Annotated in this window: 5 protein-coding genes; 3 read left to right on the top strand and 2 right to left on the bottom strand. The window is 74.9% G+C overall.

Annotated elements, in window-relative coordinates:
- Window positions 1–48 precede the first annotated feature (48 nt).
- Entirely contained in the window at window positions 49–1,119 is a 1,071-nt protein-coding gene (locus ACFVYK_RS37500) for an RNA polymerase sigma factor (RefSeq protein ID WP_389781216.1), read from the bottom strand.
- A 96-nt stretch (window positions 1,120–1,215) separates the two neighbouring features.
- On the opposite strand from ACFVYK_RS37500, the gene ACFVYK_RS37495 reads away from it, so the two are divergent.
- Window positions 1,216–3,315: a DUF6350 family protein gene (locus ACFVYK_RS37495; protein WP_389781215.1), complete on the top strand. Its 2,100-nt coding sequence runs from the start codon at window positions 1,216–1,218 to the stop codon at window positions 3,313–3,315.
- A gap of 67 nt (window positions 3,316–3,382) precedes the next feature.
- On the opposite strand, the gene ACFVYK_RS37490 is transcribed toward ACFVYK_RS37495, so the two are convergent.
- Window positions 3,383–4,132, bottom strand: a complete 750-nt coding sequence (locus ACFVYK_RS37490) for a hypothetical protein (protein WP_389781214.1) — start codon at window positions 4,130–4,132, stop codon at window positions 3,383–3,385.
- A 311-nt stretch (window positions 4,133–4,443) separates the two neighbouring features.
- Here ACFVYK_RS37490 and purN point away from each other — a divergent pair, with 311 nt between their 5' ends.
- Together purN and purH are read left to right on the top strand one after the other, a co-directional pair.
- Window positions 4,444–5,073: a phosphoribosylglycinamide formyltransferase gene (gene purN / locus ACFVYK_RS37485; protein WP_389781213.1), complete on the top strand. Its 630-nt coding sequence runs from the start codon at window positions 4,444–4,446 to the stop codon at window positions 5,071–5,073.
- Window positions 5,070–6,653, top strand: a complete 1,584-nt coding sequence (gene purH / locus ACFVYK_RS37480; protein ID WP_389781212.1) for a bifunctional phosphoribosylaminoimidazolecarboxamide formyltransferase/IMP cyclohydrolase — start codon at window positions 5,070–5,072, stop codon at window positions 6,651–6,653. The genes purN and purH overlap by 4 nt, the downstream gene beginning before the upstream one ends.
- Window positions 6,654–6,673 lie beyond the last annotated feature (20 nt).

Here is a 6,673-nt window from a genome sequence, read left to right as displayed (position 1 = left end):
CCCTCGTGGGGGCGGGCCCACCGGCGTCTTCCCGGGCCGGCGGCCCGCTCATCTGGGTTCCGGCAGCATCCGCTGCGGACCGTGACCCGTCGCCGAACGCAGCTTCGCCCGCAGTCTCAGTTCCGCGTCCGAGAGCGCGCCCTGCGCCGCCTTCGGGGGGACCCCCTGCACGGTCTCGCCCGGCGGGACCGGAGGCTCGTACCGGGTGGGGGCCGTGTGCAGGGTCAGCGCGGTCGCCCCGATGATCACGGCCGTGGACGCGATCGCGGCCCGCGTCCAGAAGCGGGCCCGCTGCTCGCCGCCGGTGCGGACCGCGGGCGGCTTGGCGGCACGCAGCCGTTCGGCGGACGCCACCTCGGCGAGCCGCCGGTGCAGTGCGGCGGGGTCGGCCAGTTCGGGCAGCCGCGCGGCGACCGCCTCCCGCGCGCGCAGCAGCCGGTTCGCCGTCGCCGGCGTGCTCGCCTCCGTCTCGGCCGCGGTCTCGGGCAGGTCGAGGCCGACGCCGTCGTAGAGCAGGAGCGCGCGGCGGTGCGGCGCGGGGAGGGACAGCAGGACGTCCAGCAGCGCGCGGTCGGACGCGTCGGCCGGGGCCGGCTCCGGATGGCGGTAGCGGGGGCGGAACCGGTGCCAGGGAGAGAGCGCGTACTCGTACGCCGTCGCCCGCACCCAGCCCGCCGGATCGCGGTCCACGGCCACCTCGGGCCAGCGCTGCCAGGCCACTTGGAACGCGCGCTCGACGGACTCGCGCGCCAGTTCGCGGCGGCCGCAGAGCAGATACGCCTGCCGGACCAGTGCCGGGGCGCAGAAGGCGTAGAGCGCGTCGAAGGCCTGAGCGGGCGTCAAGGCGTCCCGTGCGAGGAGCGGTTCCGGGGCGAGGGGTGGCTGCTCGGAGGGGAGCGCGGCGGCGGCATGCTCCGGCTCGCCCACTGCGTCGGCGGGCGCATGGGCGGGCGCATGGGCGGGGGCGTGGGCGCGGGGTCCGGCGCACGCCGGTGCCGGCTTCGTGCCGGGCGGGCGCGGCTTCCCCGGGAAGCGAACCGTCACCGACCCTGTGGGCGCGGTCTCCTGGGTGTCCGTCATCTCGTCCGCCCTGCCGGCGCTGTTCGCCTGCCGCGTCACAGGATGCCCCTTCGCACGAAAAAGTACATAAACGTATATTGAGCGACACAGCGGCAGTTCGCCCGTTACGACGGGAAAGCGCGTGTCGTTGGGAGCATGGCCGTCGTGATCCAGATGACCGCTCGTCGACTGTCGTTGTCGCCCCTGCTCACCCGGATGCGCGACCGATCGCCCGGACTGGCCGCCGGCCTCCTGGGCGGTGCGCTCGCCGCCGGACTCGGACTCGGTTCGTTCGCCGTGCTCGTGATGGTGCTGTGGATCAGTTCCCCCTATCCCGACAGCGGGCCCGGCGGCGCGCTGCACGTCGCCGCGGCGCTCTGGCTGCTGGCGCACGGCGCGGAACTGATCCGCGTCGACACGCTCTCCGGGGCGCCGGCCCCGGTCGGCGTCACCCCGCTGCTGCTGCTCGCGCTGCCGGTGTGGCTGGTGCGGCGAGCCGCGCGGGACGCGATGGAAGGCGACGGCGGCGAGGACGGCGGTGCGGACGGCTGCGACGGCTTCCTCGTGAGCGGCCGTACGGCCTGGGCCGGCGTCGTGGCCGGCTACCTGGTCGTCGGCGCGGGCGTCGCCCTCTACGCCGCCGGCGGCGCGCTGCGACCCTCGTGGGGGTGGGCGGCGGTCTGCGTGCCGACGGTCGCCGCGCTCGCCGCCGGGGCCGGGGTGTGGTCGGCCTACGGCTGCCCGCGCGAGCCCGCGGACGGCATGCCGGCCGTCCTTTCGCGCGGCATGCGAAGACTGCTGTTCGGGGCGGACGGGCGGGAGCGGCTCGGCGCCGCCGGGCGGGCGGCGGGGGCCGGTGCGACGGTGCTCGTCGGCGGCGGGGCGTTGCTGGTCGCGGCGTCCTCGGTGTGGCACCTGGGGCCGGCCCGCGCGGCGTTTCTGCAACTGACGGACGGATGGTCGGGGCGGTTCGCGGTGCTGCTGCTGTGCGTGGCGCTGGTGCCGAACGCGGCGGTGTGGGGCGCGTCGTACGCGCTCGGGCCCGGGTACGCCCTCGGCGTCGGACATGTGGTGGCGCCCCTGTCCTCCGCTCCGGCGCCCGTGTTGCCGCCGTTCCCGCTGCTGGCGGCGGTGCCGGAGGGCGGGGGCGGGACGCCGTGGAACTGGGCGGCCGGGGTGGTGCCGTTCGCGGCCGCGGTGACGGTGGGGGTGTTCGTGGCGCGGTCCGCGCGGACCGCGGGGACGGCGGCTGGGGCCGAGAGGGCGGCGGGGCGCAAGGGCGGGGGCGGGTGGTCGCGGGGCAGGACCGCGGGAAGCGTGGTGCTGGCGGGGACTGGATGCGGGGTGCTGGCGGGGGCGCTGGCGGGAATGGCCGGCGGGCCGTTGGGGGTCGCCGCGTGGGCCCGGTTCGGGCCGGTGTGGTGGCAGGTCGGCGGTGCGATGATGCTGTGGGTGGTGGGAGTGGGGATGCCGGTGGCCCTCGGGATCCACGGGTGGCGGGGGTGGCGCGAACGGCGGGCGTCCGCGGGGAGCACGGGCGGCGACCAGGGGGAGCGGGAGCCGTACGACTTCTCGGTGGTCGAGGGGGGTGCTGCGGAGGCGGGCCGGGCGTCCGGCGAGGTGGTCGAGCGAGTGCCGCCCGTCGGCGTGATCGAGAAAGGCGGCGGCGTCGAGGCCTTCGGGCCTGTCACGCCTGTCGTGCGCGCCTCGCCCAGTGAGCCCGTCGTGCGCGCCTCGTCCAGTGAGCCTGTCGTGGCCGCCTCGTCCAGCTCGCCTGCCGTGCGCGCCTCGCTCAGTGATCTCGTCGTGGCCGCCTCGTCCAGCGAGCCCGTCGTGCGCGCCTCGTCCAGCTCGCCTGTCGTGCCCGCCTCGTCCAGCTTGCCCGTCGTGCCCGCCTCGTCCAGCTTGCCCGTCGTGCCCGTCGTGCCCGCTTCTCCGGTCGGTTCCCTCCCGCTCCCGCTCCCGCTCCCGCTCGTCGAGCCCGGGCGACCGTCCATCGAGCCCTACGAGCCCGTCGGACCGGTTGAGCACGTCGGACGGGCCGAGCCCGCCGGACCGGCCGGATCGGCTGAACCGGCTGAACCGGCTGAACCGGCTGAACCGGCCGAGGCTGCCGCTCTGGCCGAAGTCGCCGGTCCGGCCGTGCCCGCCGAGTCGGTGGACTGGGAGCGGGCCCGGGAGGCCCGGTGGGCTGCCCTGCGGGAGGCGGGGGCGGACGGCGCGGGCGGCGAGGAGGGTGCGGGGTCCGGGCGATGACCGGGGAAGGGGCGGCCGACGGCGGTCTCGCCTTCGCCCCCGCCCCCGCCGCCGCTTCCCTGTGCCGTCAGGTGTTCTCGCCCAGGATCTCTCTCAGTTCCTTGGGGAGCAGGTCGTCGCAGGACTGCTTCGCCTCGTGCGTGAGGGCGTCGTTCGTGCAGCTGTAGTAGTCGCTGTAGACCAGGTGCGCGGTGAAGCTCGCGGCGACCAGGGCCAGGGCCAGCGAGCCGGTGACCAGGCCGCTGACCGCGGCGGTGCGCTGGGGGCGGCCGCTCGTGTCGGGGGCGGGCGGGCTGTCCGGGTCCGGGATGCGGGGCTTGGCGCGCAGGGAGCTGATGCCCCAGTTCAGGGCGAGCGCGCCGAGCAGCAGGGCCACGTACGGCCAGCCGAAGAGGGCGAAGAAGAAGGCCCACATGCCGCAGAGCAGGGCGTAGCGCGCATGGCGCTGGGCCGGGTCCGCCGGGTCCCAGCGCTTGCCCGGGTCGGCGTTGCCGGGGCCGCCGTTCTCGGAGCCGCCGCCGGGGCGCTCACCGAAGCCGCCGGGGGAGCGCCCCGGCTGCCGGTCGCTCCACTGGCCGCCCCACGGGGAGCGCCCGTCCTCCGGGGCGCCGCCCGCCGGGCGTCTGGGCTGCCACGGGCGGTCGGGGGCGCCCTCCGGCGGCGGCGCGAAGGGGTTGTCGTCCTCGGGCGGCTTGTTCTCGTCGGACGGGGCGTCCGGAGGGGAGGCTGGGCGCTCCCGCAGCAGCACGACGCCGCGCTCCCCTCCCTGCGGTGACTGCGGGGGGAGCGTGAGGGGTCGCAGGCTGCGGTCCGGCATCAAGTGAGCGTCTTCCCCTAGGTGATACGGCTGTCTGGCCTGAGCGGATGTGGCTGTCACTCGGGGAACGCGCCGCGTGCCGACCGCGTTCCCGATCACGCCCTCATCCCGTTCCTCGCAGACGCTACCTTCCGGCCACGCCCCCGTCCCGTGGGGGCCGTCCGGTGTGCCGGTATCGTTGCTGACGGTCGGCTGCTTCGTAGGCTTCCCCGTATCCGGGGGCGCGATGCATTCGTACGAAAGTACAAGCAGGCGTGAAGTCCGCGTGAGCCCACCGCCGTGTACGTGCTTCCCCGAGAAAGGGCCTCACCGTGGCCGCCAAGCCCGTGGCCAAGCGCCTCGTCGTGTTGGTCTCCGGATCCGGTACGAACCTGCAGGCGCTCCTCGACGCCGTCGCGACCGCAGGCGTCGACGCCTACGGCGCGCAGATCGTGGCCGTCGGAGCCGATCGCGGGGGCGTCGAGGGCCTCGCCCGGGCCGAACGGGCCGGGATCCCCACCTTCGTCTGCCGGGTCAAGGACTTCGGCAGCCGCCAGGAGTGGGACGCGGCCCTCGCCGAGGCCGTGGCCGCCCACGAGCCCGACCTGGTCGTCTCCGCCGGGTTCATGAAGATCGTGGGGAAGGAATTCCTGGCGCGGTTCGGGGGGCGGTTCGTCAACACGCACCCCGCCCTGCTGCCCAGCTTCCCCGGGGCCCACGGGGTGCGGGACGCGCTCGCGTACGGGGCCCGGGTCACCGGCTGCACCGTCCACTTCGTCGACGACGGCGTCGACACCGGCCCGATCATCGCCCAGGGCGTGGTCGAGGTCCGGGACGAGGACGACGAGAGCGCTCTGCACGAGCGGATCAAGGAAGTCGAGCGAAGGCTGCTCGTCGAGGTCGTGGGGCGGCTCGCCCGCAACGGCTATCGCATTGAGGGACGAAAGGTAGTTATCCAGTGACCGCCGAGAGCACTGTCACGGCCGAGAGCGGCAGGCGGGGCATCCGTCGCGCGCTCGTCAGCGTCTACGACAAGACCGGTCTGGAGGAGCTCGCGCGCGGGCTGCACGAGGCCGGCGTCGAGCTCGTCTCCACCGGGTCCACCGCCTCCCGCATCGCCGCCGCCGGCGTCCCCGTCACCAAGGTCGAGGAGCTCACCGGCTTCCCCGAGTGCCTGGACGGCCGGGTCAAGACCCTGCACCCCAAGGTCCACGCCGGCATCCTGGCCGACCTGCGCCTGGACAGTCACCGGCAGCAGCTGGACGAGCTGGGCGTCGCGCCGTTCGACCTCGTCGTCGTCAACCTCTACCCGTTCCGGGAGACGGTCGCCTCGGGCGCGTCCGACGACGAGTGCGTCGAGCAGATCGACATCGGCGGGCCGTCCATGGTGCGCGCCGCCGCCAAGAACCACCCCTCGGTGGCCGTGGTCACCAGCCCGGCGCGGTACGCCGACGTCCTCGCGGCCGTGCAGCACGGCGGCTTCGACCTCGCCGCCCGCAAGCGGCTCGCCGCCGAGGCGTTCCAGCACACCGCCGCCTACGACGTGGCCGTCGCCTCCTGGTTCGCGTCGTCGTACGCGCCCGTCGACGAGTCGCGTTTCCCCGACTTCCTCGGCGCGACCTGGGAGCGCAAGAGCACCCTGCGCTACGGCGAGAACCCGCACCAGCCCGCCGCGCTCTACGTGGACGGCAGCGGCGGCGGTCTCGCCGAGGCCGAGCAGCTGCACGGCAAGGAGATGTCGTACAACAACTACACGGACACGGACGCGGCGCACCGTGCCGCGTACGACCACGCCGAGCCGGCCGTCGCGATCATCAAGCACGCCAACCCGTGCGGGATCGCCGTCGGCGCGGACGTGGCCGAGGCGCACCGCAAGGCGCACGCCTGCGACCCGCTGTCGGCCTTCGGCGGCGTCATCGCCGTGAACCGGCCGGTCAGCAAGGAGATGGCGGAGCAGGTCGCGGAGATCTTCACCGAGGTCATCGTCGCGCCGGACTACGAGGAGGGGGCCCTGGAGGCCCTCACCAAGAAGAAGAACATCCGGGTGCTCAAGGCGCCGCAGGGCCCGTCCAGCCCCGTCGAGCTCAAGCCCGTCGGCGGCGGCGCGCTGCTCCAGGTCGCCGACCGGCTGCAGGCCGAGGGTGACGACCCGGCCCACTGGACCCTCGCGACCGGCGAGGCGCTCTCGCCCGGGGAACTCGCCGACCTCGCCTTCGCCTGGAAGGCCTGCCGGGCCGTCAAGTCCAACGCCATCCTGCTCGCCAAGGGCGGAGCCTCGGTCGGCGTCGGCATGGGCCAGGTCAACCGGGTCGACTCGGCGAAGCTGGCCGTCGAGCGGGCCGGCGAGGAGCGGGCACGCGGCGCGTACGCGGCCTCCGACGCCTTCTTCCCCTTCCCGGACGGCCTGGAGGTCCTGGTCGCGGCGGGCGTGAAGGCCGTGGTGCAGCCCGGCGGCTCGGTCCGTGACGAGCTGGTCGTCGAGGCCGCGAAGAAGGCCGGCGTGACCATGTACTTCACGGGGACGCGGCACTTCTTCCACTGATCCCCGCGCTGTGACGACTG

The organism is Streptomyces sp. NPDC058291, from assembly GCF_042880855.1.
GTDB lineage: Bacteria > Actinomycetota > Actinomycetes > Streptomycetales > Streptomycetaceae > Streptomyces.
Note: the sequence above shows the minus strand (reverse complement) of the source record. Positions and strands in the feature narration are given on the sequence as shown.